The following is a 20,760-nucleotide window of genomic DNA, read 5'->3' as shown; positions in this document are numbered from 1 at the left end:
ATTATCGGAAACTTCAACAACCTACTACCATTACGTGCGTCGAAGATGTAGTGTGTCCGAGTTAATAAGGACCAAGCGAAATTTCCATTCAACGATCACTGACTATGCGGAGTAGTGATGATGGAAGAATGTCTTCTGCAGCTTTTGAGTGTGCAGCCTCTATTTGAACAGAAGAATGGTCGTCAGTTGGCGATCTGGTCTTATCTGCTTAGTTGGCCAGATGCTGGCCCATCCCCGTTTGAAGGCGCAGATGGCGATCTCTGGATCGCGCTATCGATACCCGCGAGCGTCACTCTGGACAATCTACCTGTCAACGACGCCAATGTTAAGGAAACGCACATTGAGCGCGCTTCTGGACTACCTCAGTTGCTGAAGCGCGCCGCCATTAACCAGCAGGAGAATGAAATAATCTTTGCGTTCGTGGCCGACGCGCAACCAGATCCAAATATGGCCGTTGGGCTCTGCTGCGGGCCGGTAGCTGGAGAGGATCGAAAGAACCTCCGGTTTCAAACTCGGCTCGGAAATCCTGGTGAGTTCAGCCAGACGATAGTTGGCCCGTCGTCGATCGCATCGACACAAACCGTTGAGCGAAAGACCTCGGCACGAACCATTGAGAAGGCCACTCTAGTTCCCCTTCAATCGCGGCCAAAAGCGCCTGAGGCCAATGTCCGCGTACAGAAGGCCGGCGACGGACTTCTTAAGGCACTGTTCATGCAACACTTGGCTCTAGCGCCAGGGGAGGTCCAGATCGTATCGGATCGGCTAAAGGGAAAGTCGACCGACAACGCCGAGAAGCAAAAGTCTCCTATCTCACAACGGACCGTCAAGCTTCTGACGGCGTTCGAGCGAACTGCGTTACCCGCCGTCAGACCCAGGCCCGACGCGATTTCGATTGCACCCAAGGAAGAGTTGGTGGCTTTCGCGAACGCTCTTCAGGCCACACGAAAGAACGCTCTGATGGGGGAACTCCGAAAGCACAACCAAGACGCAGGCCTTGTTGGAAAGCTAGTAACGGCGTTGAACTCGGCCATTGTTGGCGGCCTCATACTGCAGAAGCAGGGAACCGCCGCGCCAATCGGAATGCTCAATCTGGAACGCTTGGAGATGACACCAGCCGGGATCGAGCGGGGAGGGCTTGTTGCCAGTATTCCCCTCGCGCCTCTCGAGGAGACATCGGTTACGCAGTCCGAGTGGTCTGTGACTACGAAGGAATTCACCTCAATTGTAACGGACTACCTCGAAAACGTCAGTGAAACCGGAGTGACTGATAATACCGAGCTATCGCAGTCGGTGACCAGCCAAGTCCAGCACGGAAACCAGTTCAATATCACGGGGACGGTTACCGGTGGGATTCCGATCATTAACGGTTCTTCTACAACCAGTTTTACGGATCAAGGCAGTGAGTCTAAGTCCGCCACCGACAGCCGTAAGTTTGCATCGAGCATAACGAGGAAGGCTTCGTCTCGCTCAACGTCCGAGCACAAGGTGACAATCTCAACAGTCGCTGTGACCGGTCAGGCGAATGTCACCACGAGAAAACTGAAAAACAACAGCCTGACCGATCCTATGCGGATCGACTATTTCAGTCTCATGCGCCGTTGGAACGTGCGCCTTTACCGATATGGCTTACGCCTTACTTACGATATCGTCATTCCTGAGCCTGCCTCGGCAATGCGGGCAATGTATGCGGAACTTGATGAGCTACAATCTAGGCTCGTCCCGTTCGTTTTCCCATATTCCGAGACCATTCTCGACAATAAGTATCAGAACCCTTTGGATCCGCCGCTCTTTAAGCAGCTTGCGGCCAAGTTTCATGTGCTGGTGCCGGACTATCCAAGCAGTGGACCGGTCCTCAGACCCTCCGCAAAATTCGACCTTCCCAACGTGAACTGGATGTTCGGTGAGGTAGCGTTTGATGTTCCGGACGGATACGAGATCTCAGAAATCCTTCTAGATGCGAAGGTTGGAGATATTCCCGGCCCACAGTTGAACTTTTCAGTGATGGGATCGGCGTATTACTGGCAAGGCGCCGGACCGCTGGGGGTCGCAAATATCCTCCTGGTCAACGTGGACGGCACAAAGTTCCTTGAGGGTACGGTTGGTCGCGTCCTGGTCCCGCTTTTCTTTCACAACGGGGACAAAGGATGGGTCGGCCTTACAGTCCGAACGAGACCTTCAGCGTCGCTAATTGCGAAATGGAAGTCCGACGTATGGAACATCCTCGTAAATGCCGCCCAGCTCGATTTCTATCGCGAGCAACAAGAGATCCAAACCCGGATCGTCGATCTGGAAGCGAAGCTGACGGGTGTCGATACTCTGACTCTCCGGCGGGAAGAGAGCGACGAGATAATGAAGGCCGTCCTTCGATTTCTACTCGGGGTCAACTTCTCTTTCATGCCCCAGGCAGTGGTCGACGCACTGGCTAAGACCGGCGGCGGTGTTAAGACCGGTTCGCTGTTTGATAGCAACGAACTTGGCATATCCGCCTCGGAAATCTCGACGATCAGTCAGTATGAAGACATCGTTCGGTTCATAAACCAAGCGATCGAATGGGAGAACGTGACCACGTTCCTTTACTCTTACTTCTGGGATATCCCCTCAAGCTGGGATTTCATTCGACAGCTCCGCCATCCGGATTCGACGCGGCAAGCTTTCTTACGCGCCGGCAGCGCGAGGGTCGTACTTACAATCCGCAAGGGCTGGGAGGAAAGCTGGGTTCGTTTCCAGGAGACGCTGGATCCTAACGGTTTTACCACAACGCCGTACTTGACGATCGCAAAAGAAATCGCTGCGTACGACGATCGAAATTATCCGGGAATTCCTCCTGCAAACCCAATGGCGACGGCGGCCCGTCTGGAAGAAGACGTATACGTAACCTCAACAACCGCAGTAAATCCACCAGATGGCGGCCTATCAAACGTGGCCGTGCAGGTCGATACAACCGACATGCTCTCCGTCGGGGCTAAGGTGGTCGTGGATTCCGTCGTTTCTGACGACCCAACCCTGCGGGACGGGCGGCAAGAACAAGCAACGATAACGGAAGTGCTCGATTCAGCGACCATCAAGCTCGACATGCTGAAATACAAGCATGGAATGAATGGAAGCCGGTATGTGATACGCCTTCCGGGCGAGAAGGGTGCACTGATCGCCGAATGGGCAGAATACACGCCCACGTCAGCTATCGACATAGCTGTGACAAGCAATCTCGCAACGATTGCCTGAGGCGCGATCATGGTGAACTCACCGGCTCAAGCCAATGTAGCGAGTTGCGGGACAATTGCTTGGTGGAGGGGGCTCGACTTAAATGCCCTGCGCACACGGTACGGGGCGATCGAGCATCTGCTAGTACAAATGGATTTCATGGCTCAGGTCGCTCGCTTGCCACGCGCGGAGTTCTCGATACCTGGCGCGAGCAAGACAATTCCTGGAGGCATTGGATTTGCAGACGTCGTTGCGTTGGCGACGCAGGAAATCTGGGAGATTAAGTCGGATTCTTACATGCCTATGGGCCAGGCCGGAGCTGAAGCGAAATTCTATGCGAAGATGGCCCAAGTTGGTTGTGGTTCGCCGAGCTGGCGAGCGGGTCAGGGTTACACTACCTTTGATGGAACGGGGGTCGTGTGGCGAGCTTCCGCGAACAATAACACTGCGGAGTTGCACGCGGTGGAAAAAGAGCCCGGATCGATCTACTACTATTGGAAAATCAATGGACAGGAGGGCTACGAAGTCTACCGCCAATTTGGCTGGGGCCTCAGAGGTCATCTAGTTGATACGCTCTTTCTGGGAGTCGCAGAGGATCTCCTGTATCCCGACAAGCCGAAAGGAGCATATGCGTATTCGATTCCGGATCTCCGCGTGCTGCGCCATCCCCCACTGAAGTGGACTTCGCCAACGTTCCAGGGAGGAGCGTTGATCGCCGCTTTGCAGAGTGTCGCGACGCACCTGCTTAACGTTTTGAGAACCGAATGCGCCCGCCAAATTCTCGAGGGGAGCGCGGTCGGGGTATATCTCGAGAGCGGCGCGTTTGCAGCCCTGACCGGGCAGACGTCGAATACCATCGACTATCTGTCAGTGCGACCTAGACCGGGTCAGATTGGATTTTCAACCGCGCAGACCCTAACCATGCTCAGCGAGATATCGGCGCTTAATGTAATAAAGTTAGGCGCCCAGTTCGTGTTTGTTGCAAACGTTATTGGGCTTGCCGCCGTTGCTGCCATCGTCGGTGGACGCGGCTTAATGATGCTCGGACCCGCCGCTGCACCACTTGCTCCGTTGGCTGCGCGCACGGCAACGGCGTTTATCATCTTCCTATCTGCAGAGGCGACTGCTTTTGCTGCATCGAAGGGCCCACAGTCCGATGCTGGACAGTCGCTGATCCGCCAGATAGACGCGCTGTATTCTTCTGGAAAGCATATCATCAATCGCAACTCGGCGATCCTGGTGATACCTGATCGTCAGAATCGCGATGGCTCCGTCTCGTTTCGCCCGACGTGGGTGAAGTGGAAGCCCCTCACACCTGGAGATCTAAAATCTCAGAAGATTGGCGTTTCGACCGTCCGAGAGGGGGACACGGAATTCATTTTGAGTGGTGTGGCAGTTCCGTCGAACGACTTGTTGTAACAACGTCTGTTGCCCAGAATGAGAACGACGGCCAGGCGGCGGCCGCCGTTCGATGCTTTTTACTCCACGCTGGCGAGCAGCTTCGCGCGGGCCCCAAGGATTGCCGCGCAGGCATTGGCAGCTTCCTTACCCTTCATCACGAAGTGCCGCTTGAAGAAGTCGATTTGAGCTTCCGACTCCTGGAAATGGTGGGGAGTGAGTACCACCGAGAGGACCGGTGTGCCGGTGTCGAGCTGAACGCGCATCAACCCGTCTAAGACGGTTCCGGCGACGAAGTCATGGCGATAGATTCCGCCGTCGACAACAAATGCACAAGCGATCACGGCATCATATTTGCCGGTGCCGATCAGTGCCTGGGCGTGGAGTGGTATCTCCAAGGCGCCGGGAACGTCGATAATCTCAACGTCCGAGGGGAAGCGACCGAGAACGCCCCATTCGTCGACAAACGAATTCACGGCGTTGTCCACGATGTCGGCATGCCAGCGAGCCCGGATGACCGCGATGCGCTTTTGGGTGGTTGTTGCAGTTTGAAGCATTGAAATGCCTTTCAAGGGTTTTGCCGGCGGGGGCCGGCAGTGACGACATAGCCCCGGAGGGCCTGATCCCTTGAGCGAACAGACAGGACGCGCACCCTCTCACAACGAAAGGTGATGCGCCTGCCATGTCCTCTTCCATCCGGACTATACCGTCGGCTCCGGCATCTCACCGGATCTGCTGACCTTCCGGCAACGCCAGAAGCGCTCGCGGGCTCCAGGCTGTGGCCTGATACCGCCGGTGGGGAATTTCACCCCGCCCTGAGAACACCGGCACGATAGTTCAAAGGCGGAGAAGAATGCAAGCTTCCGAATGCTTGGCCGATCGATCGGGCACGGCAACTCGTCATCGATAGCCATCAAGCTGATCCAACCGCCTCCAGCGACGCGAGGTAGTTTTCAACGGGCCAGAATGACGAAGATCAAATGCGAGCCTTCATCAGTTTTACCCAGTTCATCAGCCTACGGAGCGTGTCGCCAATCGAAACCATAACAATGGCGATAACGGTGAGGGTGCCCCAGTTAACGAACCTGACGCGGACGCTGGTGCTTCCAGTGGATCAGCCGTTGGTCGATGAACGGCAACAGCAAATCGACGCGTTGACCGCTCGGGTGAAGGATCTCGAAGCTGAAGTAGCCACGTTGAAGAACCGATAGCCGTCCAACGAACGGCTACGGCGTGGCCCGACCATGTCGCAGGCCGGACCTCAATGACGGACGGGGACTATGATCGGCTGTCGCTGATGAAATTCGTGGCTTGGAGTTACCAGAGATTATCGCCGGCGAGAGGTCTAAGAGGAACAGCGCGCAGATTGCGCGGCTGTCAAAGGACCTCGGCGAGGTAAATTCGTCCAAGGCTCGAGCGGCCTTCGTTGATTTCTCGGTCGTTGAGCAAAAGAAGGCGGCAATGTGGATGTAGGGCGAGTATCCCACAGCGTTTTTCAAACAATGCGTGTATTAACGATGTATTACGATGCAATTTGACGTCGTATTGGATTCTGCGATGTTCGCCTCGGGAAACTGAGGGGTTATACCGTGACATTTGGCATTTGGACGCGACGCATTGGTGTCGCGGCGATCGCGTTCGCATTGGCGAGCTGCACGACAACACAGGCAGAATTTAGCAAGAAGCCAGAGGCAGTGAGCAAGGCGGCGCTCTGTCGCACCCTCATGGAGACAAAGGATCAGGCATTTTACCAAAACCTGCTTAAAGAGCTTGCCCGCCGCCAAATTGACCCGCTCGACTGCTACAAGATGGTGCAAGAGCAGAACCAAGCTGCGGCCGCGCTGGTCGCACTGGCTGTCGTCGGAACTGCCGTTGCTGTATGCGCCAACAACAACTGTGGCGGCGGCTACGCGCCCTATCGGCCCTATCCCGGAAATTGCTATTCCTACTATGACAGGGCTGCGGACGGCACGCTGTGCGGAAACCGCAGTGCTATGTCTCGCCCAGGCGGATACTGAGGAGAAGAACAATGCGCCCGTTCGCGATTACCATATTGGCAATTCTAGCCTCGGCTACGGGACACCTTATCGCCCCGAAATCGCCGCGGCGGTCCAATTTGTTGGGTTGCCACGGCTTCCGAGACAGGTCGTCCTGCGAAGAGTGGTAAGCAAGCGGACCGCGACCGCTAGTGGAGGGCTGAGGTTCCTATTTCGCCGCGATTCCGAAGGCATCCAACACCTCGGTCGTAACGGTGCCCGTCACTTTTAGATTGTTATCCTGTTGCATCTGACTCAACGCAGCCCTTGTGTCGTCGTCGATGACACCCGTGAGAGCACCCGCATAGTATCCGTACGCCGTCAGGCCGGACTGCACCAAGATGACGATCTGCCTGAACTTGTTCGACGTACCGGGCAGCGGCTTTATTTTAGCTAGTGGGGCTGGGGCTGGGGCAGGAGCGGGGCGGGGCGAGGCTAAAGCCGCCGGCGGCGCATACGTGGGAGCGGTGTAGCGAGGCGCTGGCGCGGGATCACTATAGGATGGGCTGGTGTAAGTGGTACTCGGAAAATAGCCGCCGCTACTCCCGGATCGATGACTTGAATGCGAACTATGGGAACTGTGGCTCGAATGGGAACGATGTCCGGCCAGCGAATACAGGTGTTTGATCTTAAGCCGCTCCAAGATCGAGTTCGGATCGGGCTTCTTTACAATGGTATCCAGTGGCATTGCGTCCGTCTTTGCTGGCAGAAAGCCTGCTGCAATCAATGACGGAATGAGAAATACGCGTCGCTTCATATCGGCCCCAACCCCTTGAACCCCCTGCTATGATTGTACCATTCGAAGAACCCTCCGCAGCTCTGCCTCGAAGAGCAATCCTTGCAGAAGGATTCAAACTTGTTCTTCCAGTCCGAGATGGCCGCCGGAGCGAGATGTCGATACCTTTCCGGCATCGAGCAATGCGGGAAGTTGTAGAGCTGAATAGCCAAATCCTTCGCCGCAGCAATGTCGACCGCACGCGCGACATTCTCGAATTCTGCAGACGTATCCTTGAAGCTCGTATCCCAGTTCATGCGGCCAAAGCCGATGTTCTCGAGCTGCATGAGCGCCCAGCGTTCGACAAAGGGCAGGTGGATGCCAACAAACGACGCAAGCTCTGGCAGAACCGGATAATTTTGTCGCATGACCACGGTCCGCAGTTCGATCGAAGAACCAGCCTCGAACAAGATCGCAAAGGATTCCAGCAGTCGATCGAAAGCGCCGTCCTTCTTGACGAGAGCGTCGTGCGCGACCGCAGTCGGCGCGTACAATGGGATGCCCCAAAGGATTCGCGCAGCGCCGATCTCCTGTAAGAGCTCGACGTCCTCTTCTTCGAAATGCTGGCCGTTCGAAAGAATATGAAACTTAAGATCGGGCCGCACACGCGACAGCATCATCAGCATGTCGAAGAGCTTGCGCTTGTGTAGCAGCGGCTCGCCTCCCGACAGTCCGATGTAGGCGTTGCGAGGAGCAAGAGATGCCGCGGTCTCGAGCTCTTCAAACAGATCGACGTGCTGCTTTTTCGGAGGCTGCGAGCACATTACGCACAACTGGTCGCACTGCTCGGTGATCAGTAGCGTATTGTGTGCCGAGTCGGCCCTGATCAGCCGTCGGGCACTGCCTTTCCCCGGCATGATCATCATGACATCGTTGTCGAGCTTCAGGCTGCTATCCGCATGCAAGGTGATCGAGAAGCCACGATAGTCGTACTCCCGTCTCGATCCCTCGACGCCCATCAGGATGGCGTCGTCGGGGCCAAGATCAGCGGCATAGCTTTCTCGAAGCCTGACAACGAGAGGCTCCGTGAATGGCAACGGCTCGACCTTGATACGGAGATCGATCATCGGTGAACCTTCGCAAGCTCGGGGTCGACCGAGTTCAGACCCGACCATAGTGCTATCGCAGCGCGCACTTTCACGTCTTCCGAGTAGAGAAGTTCGAATACCAGGTCGAAGATGGCCAAATGCCTCTGACAGAAGTCAGTGAGGTGGCGAGGCAAGTCGATCCGTCCGTAGCGTGAGAGCTCGTCGATAACGTCTACGCCGCAGAAGGCTTGGTACGGACAGTGGACGCAATCCGGGTCGAACAGGTTTATTGCTTCAGCGTTCAAGACGTCGATGATCGATCGATCGATGTCGGTAGTGACGTTGCCCATGCGGAGATCGATTTGCCCCAACCGGGTGACCATCCGTGCTTCGTCCGTGGGATAGAAGGCGCCATCGTGGTCGATCACCACATAGCTGCTTCCAACGATGTTGGGATTCCTGAGGTCGACGTGATTATCGTGGCCTCCGCGCAGGACGCGCCGCAGGCAGTGGGAGAAATAAAACTCCTCCAACGGCACCTCGGCGTTTGCGTTGTGTTCGATGAGGGCCATTACAAAGCGGCGTACCTAGTCATTCCAGGTGGAACTGATGTTCTGTGTTCGAAATCGCTTGCGCGCGAATCCTTGGTGATTGACCGGACGTAGGTAGATCGACCGGAATCCAATTGCCGCGTATGTCTCGATAACGTCGCGGGGTTCTGGCAAGGCGTCTATGTCGAACGTCGGCAATGCAGAGACGCGGGTAGGGGAGTTGCCCAGCGCGCGATTTAGGTTATGCACGAACTGCCCTGTAATTTTCCCGCCGCCGGTTCGATTACGCTCGTGCAGCGCCATAGTCGGATCAAGAGAAGTACTGATGAAGGTGTCCTGGGGGGCCAGGAACTCCCAGGCTTCATCGCTCACTTCTTGAAGGTTCGTGCAGACGACGAATTCCGCTCGTTCGAACCTTTGGCGAGCAAAAGCGCGCACTCGCTCCAGGACATCCAAGCGAAGAAGTGGCTCGCCACCTTGAAATTCGATCTTGATGGTTTCGCTGGTCAGTCCACCAAGCCATCTTATTACGGCATTAAGCGTCTGCTCATCCCAATCGTGGCCGGAAGCGTTCTGGTTGACCCGACTGACCTGGCAATAGGAGCAGGCGAGATTGCATCGGAGGGTTGGGACCAGGATGACATAGTTCAAATCGGCCGGCGCGTGCAGGCGTTTTGCCCATCGATAGCTGAACGCACTATGTGCTAGGTCGCCGGCCTTCTCGAACGCATGCCCATTCGCCTTCAGAAACGTTCGATCCGCAGGATTGAGATCGTCGGTGGCGTAACGTTCCAGGAAATCATCCGTTGAGCGAAAGTAACCGCCGGCGTCGTCGCAAAAGATCAATTCCCCGGCACCAGTCTGCCGGAACTTCAATGGCACAATATTCATCGCAGCAATCTCTGGATCACTGATCGTCGTAACGCATCTGTTTCGCGGTGAATCTTCTGCCGATAGAGCGTGTATCGCAATTCCGCGACCACGGTTGGATCAGCGCCGTCCAGGACGACGCCGTCCTCCGTGACGGCAACTGTCACATGAGGGTGCAGGTAAGAGAAGCGCGCAAGTGCTTCGTCGAGGTAAGGCCGGAACATCGGCGCAATCATAATAGTCACGAACGTCATCCTGAAGGGCAACCAGGAAGAGTGACTATAGATCGGTTGCTACAGCTTCAGCATATAAACGCTGAAGTTGATCCACAGATTTTTGTCAGTGTGCTTCAGATTGTTGACAAAGCTAAGCAAGCAACGGCCCAACAATTGGCGCGCGAAGTTGTCTGTGTATAGTCAGCGGCTGCTAGGGTGGGAAAACAATATGGCATTCCAGACCAGATTTGCGGCCGGACTGTTATCTTGCGCCGTTTGGGCGCTTTGGTCGCCCTCTACGCTCGCCGAAATCCGACCGGTGAGGGACGTCCAAACGGCACTTTCCGAGCAAGGATTCGAAGCAGGCGCGCCTGACGGGCTGTGGGGTGCGAAGTCCGTCGCCGCACTAAAAGGGTTCCAACGCGCGCACGGCATGACGCCATCGGGCATCGTAACACAAGAATCATTGCGGGCGCTCTTCCCAGATGCTGGCCGATCCTCGGAAGTTGCGACACTTCCATCCGCGGAGCCGCTATCCTCGTCTGTCACCGCTAAGGCCGATGAGCCGGCGGACGTTGCCGAACGACCACAAGAACCATCCTCTGAAGCGCCTTTGGATTTGGCCCAGTCGACAGACATTGGCAAGTCGGAAAGTTCGCAAAGTCACGGGGGCTATCTTGCTGCCGCGATACTTGTCGTCCTCGGTGCTCTGGCACTGCGAGGAAAGGCCAAGCGCCCTCGACGCAGGTAGATCGGTTGCCACAAACTCCAACTCACGTAAGGGCGCCATAGACCGCTGAGAGTTGCCAATCGGAAAATGGGAAATATGGCCACTGTCAAAGGTTGATGAGGCGCCTAGTCAAAATCCGATGCACGCCAAAATAAATAACTATTTAGATACAAGTTTTTAATATTTATTTTCAATGGCTTACAATATTTCCGCAACCTCTCGTCACCAAATCCTGCCTTGACAGACCCGACCTTTCGCTGTCTGTCTTGATCATGGAGGATGTCGGGACGGAGCGCCTGACGTGAGGAGATTTCGAGGAGGAAATTGCTGCCATGTTGAGATTTGCCGTCGTCGGAATCGACCATGGGCATACGTTTGATCACGTTAAGGGCCTGCTTGCGTCCGGCGCCGAGTTCGTCGGCTATTGCCCGCAGACATCCGTTCCGGCGCTGCGCGAGAACTTCGAGAAAACCTACCCCGAGATACCGCAGATCGACCGCGATACACTGTTTGCCGATCCATCGATCGACGTGATCTGTATCGCCGCGATCCCCTGCGATCGGGCAGGTCTCGCTGTCCGAGCCATGAGAGCCGGCAAGGATGTGATGACCGACAAGCCGGGGGTGACGACGTTTGCCCAGCTTGAGGAGGTCAAGAAAACCGTTGCGGAAACCGGGCGCATCTTTTCGATCTGCTTTTCCGAGCGCCACTGCGTCCGCTCAGCGGTCAAGGCCGGAAAGCTGATCCGGGACGGTGCGATCGGGACCGTCATCCAGACGATCGGCATGGGGCCCCATCGGCTGCAACTGCCGACGCGGCCAGAGTGGTTCTTCGACCCTGAGAAATTCGGTGGCATCATCGTGGATATCGCCTCGCATCAGGTCGATCAGTTTCTCTTCTACACCGGCTCGGCAACGGGCGAGGTGGTCGCAAGCTCGATCGGTAATTTCGGCATGCCTGAAAAGCCGGCCTTCCAGGATTTCGGCGAAGTGCTGCTTCGCTCCGACAGAGCGTCCGGCTATGTGCGTGTCGACTGGTTCACGCCAGAAGCCCTGCCGACCTGGGGCGACGGGCGCCTGACGATCCTCGGCACCAAGGGCTATATCGAACTGCGCAAGTACATCGATATAACAGGCCGGCCGGGCAAGGATCACCTGTTCCTGGTCAACGGGACCGAGATGACGCACATCGATTGCAGCAGCGAGAAGCTCGACTATTTCGACGCCTTCGCTGCAGACGTGCGTGATCGCACGCAAACGGCGATGTCGCAGGAGCACGTCTACGAGGTCTGCCGCCTGTCGCTCGAAGCGCAGTCGAGAGCCGCACGGCTGGGTGCAAGGTGAGGGCCTGAGCATGACCAGGAAATTTCGCGTTGGCATCATCGGAGCAGGCATTGCCGCCCGCCATCTGACAGGCTTCGCCTGGAACAAGGACCTCTACGAGGTTGTGGTTCTCTGCTCGCTTGACGAAGATCGGGGAAGGGCGCTCTGCGAGGAGTTCAACATTCCAGATTATACACAGGACGTCGAAGCGATGATTGCGAGAGCCGATCTCGACATCATCGACATCTGCACTCCGCCAAGCTCGCATTTCGCGCTTTGCCGCAAGGCAATCGAAGCCGGCAAGCACGTGATCTGCGAGAAGCCGCTGTTCGGTTCCATCGCCGAAGTAGACGAGATGGGCCAGATCGTCGCCAAGGCCGCGGGTCCGCGGCTTATGCCGATCTTCCAGTACCGTTACGGCTCGGGCCTGCAGAAGCTGAAGCTGCTGATGGAGCTCGGCCTCACCGGTGCACCGTTCCTGACGACGATCGAAACCCACTGGTGGCGCGGCCCCGACTACTATGCGGTGCCGTGGCGTGGCAAATGGGCGACGGAACTCGGCGGCGGCCTGCTCGGTCACGCGATCCACGCGCACGACATGCTGAATTATGTGCATGGAGCCTGCGCCGAAATCTTCTCCTATGGGACCACGCTGGTGAATCCGATCGAGGTCGAAGATACGGCCGCAGTTTCGGTGAAGATGAAGAACGGTTCGCTGGCAAGCCTGTCGATGACGCTTGGCTCCCGCAAGGAGATCTCTCGCCTTCGCTTCTGCTTCAACGACCTCGTCGCCGAAAGCATCCTCGATCCCTATACGATGGGCCGCGATCCGTGGACCTTCATCGCCGGCGACGAGGAACACCAGAAGCGCGTGGATGAGGCGCTGGCAGGCTACGAGCCGAAGGAAGACGGCTACACGCGCCAGTTCGAATTGTTCCATGAGAGCCTTCTCGCCGGCCGGGAACCGCCGGTGACGCTTGGCGATGCCCGAAATTCGCTTGAACTGGTAACAGCCGCCTATCACTCACAGCGCACCGGCCGCCCCACGCCGCTGCCGATCCTTGCCGATCACCCGCTTTATCGTTCGTGGCTTCCGGAGGGACAGCGACAGGCCGTCGGCTGAAGAAGATCTCGTAGCAACTACGAAGAAAATCAGATGAGATCGATGCTGTCGAAGTAACGACTTGATAAGTTCGATTTGCCAACCTCGATCCATCGATTTTCATTCTTGCGTTGTCGAGGTCATTCATGTTTCGCAGCAAAGACGATTGGATCAACCAGCGCGCCTATGCGATCTGGGAGGCGGCCGGTCGGCCGCAGGGACACGGGAGCGAACACTGGCAGCAGGCAGCACGCGAGTATGAGATGCTGGAAAAGACGCGGGCGTCCGTCGATGGCAGCGAGCTGATCGAGCGCCTGAAGACGATGGGACGGCTAATGCGTGCGGCCGATGAGCAGAGTGCGCCCGCCAGCAAGACGACCAAGCGCTCCTCCATGCGCTGAGGCCACCCTCCATCCTCCCGATCGCGGTCTAGCCGACCGGCGACGAACCTCCTATAGAATGGCGTAGATCGCACCGATGCTCCTTATGTGGAGCAACCGTTTTGCCGCACATTCAGAGATGAGACAGCATGAGCCAGATCCCCCAGATCGATTACGATACAGCCTCGGAAGAGATCCGCACAGCGCACGACGAGGAAGTCCGCGTGCGTGGGCGCATGACCAACATGAAGCGAACGCTGCTGCATTCACCAGCCGCGCACCGCATCTACGCCGAATGGTTCACGCTTCGCGGCGAGCTTGCCGCGATCAAGGATCGGCCGATCTGGATCTTCTCTCACGCCATCTCCAAGGCCACCAACTCCAGGATCGCCATCACCTTCTTTCGCCGTGCCCTGATCAATGCCGGCTTCAATCCGGACGCGCTGGAACTGTCGGAGGAAGAAGCGCTGCTCGACGCTTTCGGCAAGGCGATCGTGGCCAATTCAAATGCCATCCCGGCCGAGATATGGACGAAACTGAAGGCGCGCTACGATAGCAAGACACTTGTCGATCTCGTCGCCTTCGCAGGCATCATGATTGCCACCGCAGTCTTCAACAACGTCGTCGAGGTCGATTTCGATCCCGAGCTCGAAGCGTTCGCCGAACCAAACCCCTGACCGGATTTCTTGAAACCGGGTGGCGCGTGTTACCGCGACCTTTCTCCTGCCGTCGTGGGATTATCGGTCGCGTGACCGCAAACAATAATGGCCCGGTCCAAACTTGGATTATAATGATTTCAGCGTCCGTTTCAGGGAGCTCAACATGCGCATCGTTTCAGTGATCGTGGCGTTGCTGGCAGCGGTTCCTTTGGCGGCCTGCACCACGGCAAACGAACCGCAGCCGATCAAGGGCAGCCTGACATATGGCGGCAAGGTGATACATTCGCCTTACAAGCCGGGAACGGTCATTGACAACACCTTCCTCGGCAAGTTCGGTTACCGCATATCGGAACGCTACGTCGTTCAGCCCGATGGAACGCTGAAGCTCACCTATCAGAGAAGCGGGCAGGACTACTACATCGAGTGACCTGCCTCAGCGAAGGTGCGCGATCGTGATCGGTCGCCTCCGCTATTTCTCCTGAACCGAAATGCCTTTCTCTCCGATCGAAATATCGACGCCCGCGGGTTTCGTCTCCTCGCGAAAGATGTAAATCCCCATGCCAATCACCACCACGAGCAAGGCGCCGACCAAGAAGTAAAGACCATTCCGATTATTCATTTCCATCCCCTGTTGCGGATTCCCTGAAATAGGGGCCTCAACCGAGTTGGCAACCGCCGCCATCGCTGCGGTGAGCCCGCCGACCAGAATCGGGTGGCCTGAACCGGGTTGATTGCAATGATACCGTTTGGTCAGCTGGACGAACGAACGCGGCTCACAGCGTTCACCTTGGCGGCAAGCTCGCCGGCGACGAAGGCCGCGTGCTCGGTAATCTGCGGCAAGCCCATGAGCTCGCCGAATGTACCGCGCGCCAACGGTCCTGAGATCAGCAGCGAAGCATCTGCACCCGTCCCGTCTGCCAGTGCTTCCGACCGCTCATTGCAGGCAATACCCAGCCCCGTCGGATCGAGCTGCAGGTGCCCGCTGTCACGCAGGGACGTCAGCCATGGCTGACTGTCGAGAATGCCGCCATGAGCTGGTCCCGTGGTGACGACCACGGCGTCGAAGGTACGATCGACCGGCGCGGCGTGGCGCCTGCGCAGGCTCACATGGATGGCATCGCCCTCAAGCCGGACCTGTCCGACGGAGGCGGCAAGAACGTCCATACGGCCTTCGTCGACTGCCTCGTTCAGCACATCTTCCACCTGCGGCGCGATACGAAAGCGGTGTACGTCCCAGAAGGGTCGAAGATGCCGGACAAGCCGCTGGCGTTCGCTGACAGGAAGGTTTTGCCAGATTGCGTGACCATGCCCCCGCACTTGGTCGATCACGGCATGCCACGTCAGCCCCGCGTTGGAAGCATCGGCAATCGTCTGGCGCACATTTCGGAGAAGCGCCGTGGCACTGTGCGCCGGCGCCGCCTCGAAATCTCCGAAAGGATCCTGCGGAAACGGCGCATGGCCGCGTGATCTGAGCCCGCGCCTGGAAATCGAGGTGATCTGCCCGCGATGGCCATTGCGTGCAAGCGAGGCGACAATATCGGCTGCGGTCAGGCCGTTGCCGACGATCAGCAGGCGATCGTCCTTGCCGATCACGTCGAGCGACGCAGGCACCGTCGAATCCGCGACGAACCGTGGATGGTCCTTGAGCACGGCCAGGTTGCGCGGGGTGAGGGGTGAAGGGTGGCTGGTGGCGACGACAAGGAAATCGGCAAAGGTCTGGCCACCCTGGCTGTCGGATATTCGCCAGAGCCGACCGTCACGCGTCACATCGGTGACAAGCGCGCGGCGATGGCGGACCGCGCCACTTTGGACGAGCGGCAGCAAGGCGGCCGCCACGTAAGCACCGAAGAGATGGCGTCGCGGAAAAAGACTACCATCCGGTCGATGCGCTGCCGGGTCATCGGCGACGGCATCGTTGCGCGCGACCCATTCGAGGAAATCCTCCGGATGGTCCGGCAGCAGGCTCATGCGGGCAGCAGGCACATTGATCCGATGGGCGGGATCGAGCGTGTCATAGGCGAGGCCGCGCCCGATTTCGCGGCGCGGCTCGAATACGATGATCGCCGGTGGCGTATCGGCCAAACCGAGCGCTAGATGGTAAGCCACCCCGGCGCCCGAAACGCCGCCTCCGATAATCGCCACGACCGGCCGGCGGTGTCCGATACCCGCGTTGGTCGCAAAGGGCGCGTCAGTTCGGGTAGGGATGTCATTATCGGTCACGATGGCAATCCATGCGCATATTATGCTTCGGGCGGAAACGGTTATAATCTAAGACGGTGCGCTAGGACCCGCAACGGCAATATTCTACAAAAAAACTAGAATTTTATGCCGTGAATATACGCACTCGTCGGAAGAGTATTTCCACGCTGCGGTGCAATAGAGATCGGCATACTTGGTTTCTCCGGCTCCTTTTTGAAATTATCACGCCGTTCGAGGCTCGCCTCACCAATACAAGACGGGAAACACCACAATGAACAAGAAGACGTCCTCCAACCTTAGCCTGACGCGCCGCGCGAGCCTTGTTGCCATCGCCGCCTCGGCAGCCGCGCTGGCCACGTTTGCAGCGCCTGCCGCCTCGTTTGCCGAAGACAAGTCGATCAAGGTCGGCATCATGAGCGGCGAAGACGAAGACGTCTGGCGCGTCGTCGCCGAGCAGGCGGCAAAGAATGGGCTGAAGATCGAAGCTGTCGTCTTCAACGACTATACACAGCCGAACGAAGCGCTTGAGCGCGGCGAAATTGACGCCAACGCGTTCCAGCATCAGCCCTACCTCGACAACCAGATCGCCCAGCACGGCTATCATATCGTCAATGTCGGCTTTACCGGCGTTTGGCCGATCGGCCTCTACACGAAGAAGTACAAGTCCGTTTCCGAAATCCCGGAAGGTGCTTCCATCGGCGTTCCGAATGACCCGTCGAACGAAGGCCGTGCCCTGCGCGTCCTGCAGAACGAGGGCATCATCAAGCTCAAGGACGGCACAGGCATCCTGGCGACCGTGACCGATATCGTCGAGAACCCGAAGAATGTGGAAATCAAGGAACTCGACGCCGGCGTCGTTGGCCGAGCCATCGACGACCTCGACGGCGCTGTGGTCAACACCGACTGGGCCCTGAAGAGCGGCCTTTCCGCTTCCGACCGCATCGCCCAGGAGCCGATCGCCGACAACCCCTACCGCAACTTCATCGCAGTCAAGCAGGGCAGCGAGAAGGAAGCCTGGGTCAAGACGCTTGTTTCGGCCTACCAGAACGACACGGTTAAAGCCGAGTTCGACAAGGTGTATAAGGGTACGGGCGTCAGCGCCTACTGATCATAACATTTCGCGCCGAGGGGTTAGGCGCGTTGAACAAGGCGGTCCGGGCGTTCCTTGCCTGGGCCGCCTTGGGCATTTCCGAAGGGAAGGACCATGAATTCGTTTGTCTCCGCCTCCACGATCGAGGCGCCACCGCAGAGCGCGCCAGAGGAGGTGGTTCGGCTCGTCAATGTGCAACGGCATTTTGGCAAGACCGCCGCGCTCGATGGCATCTCGCTTACGGTGCGAAAGGGAGAGATTGTTGGCATCATCGGTCGCAGCGGCGCCGGGAAATCCACGCTGATCCGCTGCCTGAACGGTCTTGAACGGCCCGATAGCGGCGAGATCGAGATCGAGGGCCGCAGTATCACCGGTCTCGATGAAAAGGAGCTGCAGCCGCTGCGCCGTCGTGTCGGGATGATTTTCCAGCACTTCAACCTTCTGTCGGCAAAGACCGTCGAAGACAATGTCGCATTGCCGCTGAAGATCGCCGGCATCGGCAAGGCCGAACGGCTGAAGCGCGCGCACGAACTGCTGGAGCTTGTTGGGCTCGCAGACAAGGCCAAAGCCTATCCTTCCTCCCTTTCGGGCGGGCAGAAGCAGCGCGTCGGCATTGCGCGCGCCCTGTCAGCGCGACCGGCCCTGCTTCTTTCCGACGAGGCAACGTCCGCTCTCGATCCCGAGACGACACGCTCGATCCTCGCGCTACTCAAGGACATCAATCGTAAGCTTGGGCTGACCATCCTTCTCATCACCCATGAGATGGAAGTCGTACGCAACATCGCCGATCGCGTGGCGGTGATCGATGCCGGGCGCATCGTCGAGGAGGGCCAGGTGTGGTCGGTGTTTGCCGATCCGAAGGCGCCCATCACGAAGAGCCTGCTTGCCGGCAGCCGCCCGCAGCTACCGGAGCATATCGCGGCTCGTCTGTCTCCCGACACTGGAACCGAAGCGATCCTCAGCATCGATCTGGCCGGACCGGAGGCGCAGGGCGCTTTGTTTGCCGATCTCTCCGCGGCCCTGCCGCACTCCAGCCGCCTGGTTCACGGCGGTATCGATCACATCCAGAACCAGCCCGTGGCGCGGTTCTTCGTGGCCGTCCCGACGCGCGATCCAGCGCTCGAGGACAAGGTCGTGCAATTTCTGAAAGCCCGCTCGGCGCGGGTGGAGGTGCTTGGTTATGACACCGATCATGTTTAATCTTCTGCTTCGCTCCCTCTGGGAGACGATCCTGATGACCGGTGCTTCGGGCCTGATCTCACTGGTTTTCGGCCTGCCGCTCGGACTGGCGCTGGTGCTGACCAACAAGGGGGGCATTGCCGAAAATCTCTGGATCAACAGCATCCTCGGCGCCATCGTCAACGGTTTCCGGGCCGTCCCGTTCATCATCCTGCTCGTGGCGTTGATCCCGCTGACGCGCCTGATCGTCGGCACCGCGCTCGGCACCTGGGCTGCGATCGTCCCGCTGGCTATTGCCGCGACCCCCTATTACGCCCGCATTGCGGAAGTGTCGCTGCGCGAAGTCGATCGCGGTCTGATCGATGCGGTGCGCGCCATGGGCGGCAATCGTTGGACGATCGTTCGGGAAGTGCTGGTGCCCGAGGCGCTGCCCGGCATCGTTGCCGGCTTTACCGTGACGCTGGTAACCCTGATCGGTGCATCGGCCATGGCTGGCGCGATCGGCGCTGGGGGGCTCGGCGACCTTGCGATCCGCTACGGCTACCAGCGCTTCGAAACGGCCATCATGGTTGCCGTCGTCGCAGTCCTCATCGTGCTCGTCTGTGGCATGCAGTGGCTCGGCGACCGGTTGGTCCACAGGCTGGACCACAAATAATCAGCGGCGGAACTGCGCGGCAGGGTGCGATGAAGGCAGCCTGCCGTTGCCGCCGAACAGTTTCTGGCGTAGCGGTCCCTCGGCATAATCCTCCTTGAACAGCCCGCGTTCCTGCAGGACGGGAACGACGAGATCGACGAAATCGCGCAGGCTTTCTGGCGCGACCGTGCGCGCCAGATTGAAGCCGTCGATGTTCCCCTCTGACATCCACAATGCCAGACGATCAGAGACCTGCTCGGCGGAGCCGACGATCGGCTTCATGCGGCTGCCGAGCACCATCTGGTCGATGATCTGGCGAAGGGTGACAGGCTTCGGCGCCTCCTTGGTGATAGCCGACAGCGCCGACTGATTGGCGTTGGTGGAGGCTTGCTGGATCGGATCATCCAGGCCGTATCTCGAGAGATCGATACCGATCGATGACGAGTAGTGGGCAAGCGAGGCCTCGACGCTGGCATGGCGGCGATAATCCTCAAGCTTGTCTTGTGCTTCCTTTTCCGTGCGCCCAACGACGACGGTAAGCAGACTGAGCACCCGCAGCGCATCCGCTCCGCGCCCCATCTGTACGGCCTTGCGACGCAGCGCATCGACTGTCGGCTTCGCTGCCTGCGGTGTCGGCGTGGCGAGGAAAATACACTCGGCATGACGGGCCGCAAAGTCCTGCCCGCGCGCCGAAGCGCCGGCCTGGAACAACAGGGGCGTGCGCTGCGGCGACGGCTCCGCCAGATGAATGCCTTCCATCTTGTAGTACTTGCCCTGATGGCCGACGGCGCGCACCTTCGAGGCGTCGGCGAACACGCCGCGCGCCTTGTCACGCACTACGGCCCCGTCGTCCCAACTGCCCTCCCAGAGTTTGTAGAGGATTTCCAGATAGTCTTCGGCGGCGTCATAGCGAGCGTCGTGTTCGGGCAGCTTGTCGAAACCCATGCTACGGGCCGCGCTATCGAGGTAGCCCGTGACGATGTTCCAGCCGATCCGCCCCTTGGTCAGATGATCAAGCGTCGACATGCGACGTGCCAGCAGGAAAGGCGGCTCGTAGGTCGTATTGACCGTGACGCCGAAGCCCAGATGCTTGGTGACATAGGCCATCGCCGAGATCGGCATCAGCGGATCGTTGACCGGGATCTGCGCTCCGGTCTCTATGACAGGGCCCGCGCTGCCCTTGTAGACGTCATAGACGCCCACGATATCGGCAAGGAAGATCCCGTCCAGCTTGCCGCGTTCGGCGGTCCGGGCAAAATCCGCCCAGTATTCGAGGTCGGTATAGTGAATTGACGCATCGCGCGGATGCGTCCACATGCCGTGATTGATGTGCCCGACGCAGTTCATGTCGAAGGCGTAGATCTGCATCTGCTTCATCGGAGGCTCCCCTT

The 20,760-nt window shown here is 58.2% G+C and carries 20 protein-coding genes, 1 pseudogene and 1 riboswitch; of the genes and pseudogenes, 13 read left to right on the top strand and 8 right to left on the bottom strand.

Going from position 1 to position 20,760, the window contains the following annotated elements:
- Window positions 1-117 precede the first annotated feature (117 nt).
- Window positions 118-3,222, top strand: a complete 3,105-nt coding sequence (locus QTL94_RS22715) for a hypothetical protein (RefSeq protein WP_289803182.1) — start codon at window positions 118-120, stop codon at window positions 3,220-3,222.
- Window positions 3,223-3,231: 9 nt separating this feature from the next.
- The gene (locus tag QTL94_RS22710; protein ID WP_289803181.1) at window positions 3,232-4,620 is read left to right on the top strand and encodes a hypothetical protein; all 1,389 of its coding nucleotides are present in this window, start codon (window positions 3,232-3,234) and stop codon (window positions 4,618-4,620) included.
- Between the two features lie 59 nt (window positions 4,621-4,679).
- Here QTL94_RS22710 and QTL94_RS22705 read toward each other — a convergent pair whose 3' ends face one another.
- On the bottom strand, window positions 4,680-5,156 hold the full coding sequence (locus QTL94_RS22705) for a 6,7-dimethyl-8-ribityllumazine synthase (protein ID WP_065691782.1): 477 nt from the start codon (window positions 5,154-5,156) through the stop codon (window positions 4,680-4,682).
- A 123-nt stretch (window positions 5,157-5,279) separates the two neighbouring features.
- Window positions 5,280-5,426, bottom strand: a riboswitch (FMN riboswitch).
- Between the two features lie 153 nt (window positions 5,427-5,579).
- Here QTL94_RS22705 and QTL94_RS22700 point away from each other — a divergent pair.
- Together QTL94_RS22700 and QTL94_RS22695 are read left to right on the top strand one after the other, a co-directional pair.
- Window positions 5,580-5,810 carry a hypothetical protein gene (locus QTL94_RS22700; RefSeq protein WP_289803180.1) on the top strand — a complete coding sequence of 77 codons (231 nt, stop codon included), beginning with the start codon at window positions 5,580-5,582 and terminating at the stop codon, window positions 5,808-5,810.
- A 378-nt stretch (window positions 5,811-6,188) separates the two neighbouring features.
- The gene (locus QTL94_RS22695; RefSeq protein ID WP_065691784.1) at window positions 6,189-6,617 is read left to right on the top strand and encodes a hypothetical protein; all 429 of its coding nucleotides are present in this window, start codon (window positions 6,189-6,191) and stop codon (window positions 6,615-6,617) included.
- Between the two features lie 187 nt (window positions 6,618-6,804).
- On the opposite strand, the gene hxsA is transcribed toward QTL94_RS22695, so the two are convergent.
- The 4 genes and pseudogenes from hxsA to QTL94_RS22675 form a co-directional block, all read right to left on the bottom strand.
- Window positions 6,805-7,392 carry a His-Xaa-Ser repeat protein HxsA gene (hxsA, locus tag QTL94_RS22690; protein ID WP_289803179.1) on the bottom strand — a complete coding sequence of 196 codons (588 nt, stop codon included), beginning with the start codon at window positions 7,390-7,392 and terminating at the stop codon, window positions 6,805-6,807.
- Window positions 7,389-8,477, bottom strand: coding sequence for a His-Xaa-Ser system radical SAM maturase HxsC (hxsC, locus tag QTL94_RS22685; protein WP_065691786.1), 1,089 nt, complete (start codon window positions 8,475-8,477; stop codon window positions 7,389-7,391). The genes hxsA and hxsC overlap by 4 nt, the downstream gene beginning before the upstream one ends.
- Window positions 8,474-9,880, bottom strand: a pseudogene (gene hxsB, locus QTL94_RS22680) (His-Xaa-Ser system radical SAM maturase HxsB). Before hxsB ends, hxsC begins: the two are co-directional and overlap by 4 nt.
- Entirely contained in the window at window positions 9,877-10,095 is a 219-nt protein-coding gene (locus tag QTL94_RS22675; protein ID WP_244499509.1) for a hypothetical protein, read from the bottom strand. The pseudogene hxsB and the gene QTL94_RS22675 overlap by 4 nt, the downstream one beginning before the upstream one ends.
- A 208-nt stretch (window positions 10,096-10,303) precedes the next feature.
- On the opposite strand from QTL94_RS22675, the gene QTL94_RS28385 reads away from it, so the two are divergent.
- The 6 genes from QTL94_RS28385 (at window position 10,304) to QTL94_RS22650 (ending at window position 14,694) form a co-directional block, all read left to right on the top strand.
- Complete coding sequence (locus QTL94_RS28385) at window positions 10,304-10,825, top strand: peptidoglycan-binding domain-containing protein (protein ID WP_354666071.1); 522 nt, start codon at window positions 10,304-10,306, stop codon at window positions 10,823-10,825.
- A 311-nt stretch (window positions 10,826-11,136) separates the two neighbouring features.
- On the top strand, window positions 11,137-12,147 hold the full coding sequence (locus QTL94_RS22670) for a Gfo/Idh/MocA family protein (protein ID WP_289803178.1): 1,011 nt from the start codon (window positions 11,137-11,139) through the stop codon (window positions 12,145-12,147).
- Between the two features lie 10 nt (window positions 12,148-12,157).
- The gene (locus QTL94_RS22665) at window positions 12,158-13,249 is read left to right on the top strand and encodes a Gfo/Idh/MocA family protein (RefSeq protein ID WP_289803177.1); all 1,092 of its coding nucleotides are present in this window, start codon (window positions 12,158-12,160) and stop codon (window positions 13,247-13,249) included.
- A gap of 125 nt (window positions 13,250-13,374) precedes the next feature.
- On the top strand, window positions 13,375-13,629 hold the full coding sequence (locus QTL94_RS22660; protein ID WP_289803176.1) for a DUF2934 domain-containing protein: 255 nt from the start codon (window positions 13,375-13,377) through the stop codon (window positions 13,627-13,629).
- A 128-nt stretch (window positions 13,630-13,757) separates the two neighbouring features.
- Entirely contained in the window at window positions 13,758-14,285 is a 528-nt protein-coding gene (locus QTL94_RS22655; RefSeq protein WP_289803175.1) for a carboxymuconolactone decarboxylase family protein, read from the top strand.
- Between the two features lie 145 nt (window positions 14,286-14,430).
- Window positions 14,431-14,694 carry a hypothetical protein gene (locus QTL94_RS22650; RefSeq protein WP_289803174.1) on the top strand — a complete coding sequence of 88 codons (264 nt, stop codon included), beginning with the start codon at window positions 14,431-14,433 and terminating at the stop codon, window positions 14,692-14,694.
- Between the two features lie 42 nt (window positions 14,695-14,736).
- On the opposite strand, the gene QTL94_RS22645 is transcribed toward QTL94_RS22650, so the two are convergent.
- Both QTL94_RS22645 and QTL94_RS22640 read right to left on the bottom strand, forming a co-directional pair.
- The gene (locus QTL94_RS22645; RefSeq protein WP_198928703.1) at window positions 14,737-14,886 is read right to left on the bottom strand and encodes a hypothetical protein; all 150 of its coding nucleotides are present in this window, start codon (window positions 14,884-14,886) and stop codon (window positions 14,737-14,739) included.
- Window positions 14,887-15,017: 131 nt separating this feature from the next.
- On the bottom strand, window positions 15,018-16,409 hold the full coding sequence (locus QTL94_RS22640) for an FAD/NAD(P)-binding protein (protein WP_342587898.1): 1,392 nt from the start codon (window positions 16,407-16,409) through the stop codon (window positions 15,018-15,020).
- A 328-nt stretch (window positions 16,410-16,737) separates the two neighbouring features.
- Here QTL94_RS22640 and QTL94_RS22635 point away from each other — a divergent pair, with 328 nt between their 5' ends.
- From QTL94_RS22635 to QTL94_RS22625, 3 genes are all read left to right on the top strand, one after another.
- Window positions 16,738-17,574: a MetQ/NlpA family lipoprotein gene (locus QTL94_RS22635; RefSeq protein ID WP_065691795.1), complete on the top strand. Its 837-nt coding sequence runs from the start codon at window positions 16,738-16,740 to the stop codon at window positions 17,572-17,574.
- A gap of 96 nt (window positions 17,575-17,670) precedes the next feature.
- A complete protein-coding gene (locus QTL94_RS22630; protein WP_289803173.1) occupies window positions 17,671-18,756 on the top strand; it encodes a methionine ABC transporter ATP-binding protein in 1,086 nt (361 codons plus the stop codon).
- A complete protein-coding gene (locus QTL94_RS22625; protein ID WP_065691797.1) occupies window positions 18,737-19,390 on the top strand; it encodes a methionine ABC transporter permease in 654 nt (217 codons plus the stop codon). Before QTL94_RS22630 ends, QTL94_RS22625 begins: the two co-directional genes overlap by 20 nt.
- On the opposite strand, the gene QTL94_RS22620 is transcribed toward QTL94_RS22625, so the two are convergent.
- Window positions 19,391-20,746 carry an LLM class flavin-dependent oxidoreductase gene (locus QTL94_RS22620; RefSeq protein WP_289803172.1) on the bottom strand — a complete coding sequence of 452 codons (1,356 nt, stop codon included), beginning with the start codon at window positions 20,744-20,746 and terminating at the stop codon, window positions 19,391-19,393.
- Window positions 20,747-20,760 lie beyond the last annotated feature (14 nt).

The sequence above is a fragment of the Rhizobium sp. S96 genome (assembly GCF_030382195.1).
Classification (GTDB): Bacteria; Pseudomonadota; Alphaproteobacteria; order Rhizobiales; family Rhizobiaceae; genus Rhizobium.
This window is presented reverse-complemented; position numbering and strand designations above follow the sequence as displayed.

Excerpts from the sequence above, each read along its gene's own strand:
- QTL94_RS22650 (WP_289803174.1), top strand. The coding sequence starts at position 14,431 with ATGCGCATCGTTTCAGTGATCGTGGCGTTGCTGGCAGCGGTTCCTTTG.
- hxsC (WP_065691786.1), bottom strand. The coding sequence starts at position 8,477 with ATGATCGATCTCCGTATCAAGGTCGAGCCGTTGCCATTCACGGAGCCT.
- QTL94_RS22630 (WP_289803173.1), top strand. The coding sequence starts at position 17,671 with ATGAATTCGTTTGTCTCCGCCTCCACGATCGAGGCGCCACCGCAGAGC.
- QTL94_RS22655 (WP_289803175.1), top strand. The coding sequence starts at position 13,758 with ATGAGCCAGATCCCCCAGATCGATTACGATACAGCCTCGGAAGAGATC.
- QTL94_RS22715 (WP_289803182.1), top strand. The coding sequence starts at position 118 with ATGATGGAAGAATGTCTTCTGCAGCTTTTGAGTGTGCAGCCTCTATTT.
- QTL94_RS22645 (WP_198928703.1), bottom strand. The coding sequence starts at position 14,886 with ATGAATAATCGGAATGGTCTTTACTTCTTGGTCGGCGCCTTGCTCGTG.
- QTL94_RS22700 (WP_289803180.1), top strand. The coding sequence starts at position 5,580 with ATGCGAGCCTTCATCAGTTTTACCCAGTTCATCAGCCTACGGAGCGTG.
- QTL94_RS22665 (WP_289803177.1), top strand. The coding sequence starts at position 12,158 with ATGACCAGGAAATTTCGCGTTGGCATCATCGGAGCAGGCATTGCCGCC.
- QTL94_RS22705 (WP_065691782.1), bottom strand. The coding sequence starts at position 5,156 with ATGCTTCAAACTGCAACAACCACCCAAAAGCGCATCGCGGTCATCCGG.
- QTL94_RS22675 (WP_244499509.1), bottom strand. The coding sequence starts at position 10,095 with ATGATTGCGCCGATGTTCCGGCCTTACCTCGACGAAGCACTTGCGCGC.
- QTL94_RS28385 (WP_354666071.1), top strand. The coding sequence starts at position 10,304 with ATGGCATTCCAGACCAGATTTGCGGCCGGACTGTTATCTTGCGCCGTT.
- QTL94_RS22620 (WP_289803172.1), bottom strand. The coding sequence starts at position 20,746 with ATGAAGCAGATGCAGATCTACGCCTTCGACATGAACTGCGTCGGGCAC.
- QTL94_RS22635 (WP_065691795.1), top strand. The coding sequence starts at position 16,738 with ATGAACAAGAAGACGTCCTCCAACCTTAGCCTGACGCGCCGCGCGAGC.
- QTL94_RS22670 (WP_289803178.1), top strand. The coding sequence starts at position 11,137 with ATGTTGAGATTTGCCGTCGTCGGAATCGACCATGGGCATACGTTTGAT.
- hxsA (WP_289803179.1), bottom strand. The coding sequence starts at position 7,392 with ATGAAGCGACGCGTATTTCTCATTCCGTCATTGATTGCAGCAGGCTTT.
- QTL94_RS22625 (WP_065691797.1), top strand. The coding sequence starts at position 18,737 with ATGACACCGATCATGTTTAATCTTCTGCTTCGCTCCCTCTGGGAGACG.
- QTL94_RS22710 (WP_289803181.1), top strand. The coding sequence starts at position 3,232 with ATGGTGAACTCACCGGCTCAAGCCAATGTAGCGAGTTGCGGGACAATT.
- QTL94_RS22660 (WP_289803176.1), top strand. The coding sequence starts at position 13,375 with ATGTTTCGCAGCAAAGACGATTGGATCAACCAGCGCGCCTATGCGATC.